The 952-nt window shown below is 71.3% G+C and carries 1 protein-coding gene; it reads left to right on the top strand.

What is annotated here, in order from left to right:
• Positions 1–39: 39 nt before the first annotated feature.
• A partial coding sequence (locus tag IEY37_RS21720) for an IS481 family transposase (RefSeq protein ID WP_188945033.1) occupies positions 40–952 on the top strand: 913 nt, incomplete at its 3' end.

Genomic DNA, 952 nt, shown 5'->3' with positions numbered 1-952 from the left:
GTGGCTTGTCGAAGGCCCAGCACCTGCCCGGAGGTTCTCGTGTCCCACGGTAATGCCCGCACCACCGTCCACGGCCGCCAGCTGATCGTCGACCGGTACCGGGCCGGCTGGAAGCAGGCCCACATCGCCGCGGCGATGGGCGTCTCCCGCAAGTGCGTGCGCACCTGGATCACCCGCTACGCCGCCGAGGGGCCCGCAGGCTTGCTCGATCGGTCGTCGCGGCCGCACACCAGCCCGACCCGAACAGCAGCCGAGGTCGAGGACCGCATCGTGCAGCTGCGGACCCACGAGCGTCGCGGTCCGGACTGGCTCGCCGCGGAGCTGGGCGTCCCGGCCCGCACGGTCTCCCGGGTGCTGGCCCGCCGCGGCCAGCCGCGGTTGTGTGCGCTGGACCCGATCACCGGGGCGGTAATCCGCTCCTCCAAGCAGACCGCGACCCGCTACGAGCGGAGCAGGCCAGGTGAGCTGGTGCACATGGACGTCAAGAAGCTCGGTCGCATCCCCGACGGCGGCGGCTGGCGCGCCCACGGCCGCGCCGCGGTCGGCGCCGCTCGCGATCGGGCCGCCAAGGCCGGCTACGACTACGTCCACTCCCTGGTCGACGACCACTCCAGACTGGCCTACAGCGAGGTCCTGCCCGACGAGAAGGGCACCACCTGCGCGGCGTTCCTGGACCGCGCCGCGGCCTACTTCGCCAAGCACGGCATTACCCGGATCGAGCGGGTCATGACCGACAACGCCTGGGCCTACCGGTACTCGCTGCGCCAGACGTGCGCCGCGCTCGGCGCCCGCCAGAAGTTCATCAAGCCCCACTGCCCATGGCAGAACGGCAAGGTGGAACGCCTCAACCGGACCCTGATCACCGAATGGGCCTACCGGCAGGTCTTCACCAGCAACACCGAGCGCGCCGCCGCCCTTGCCCCCTGGATCGAGCACTACAACACTCGACGCC

Origin of the sequence: Nakamurella endophytica (assembly GCF_014646215.1) — a bacterium.
Taxonomy (GTDB): domain Bacteria; phylum Actinomycetota; class Actinomycetes; order Mycobacteriales; family Nakamurellaceae; genus Nakamurella; species Nakamurella endophytica.
This window is presented reverse-complemented; position numbering and strand designations above follow the sequence as displayed.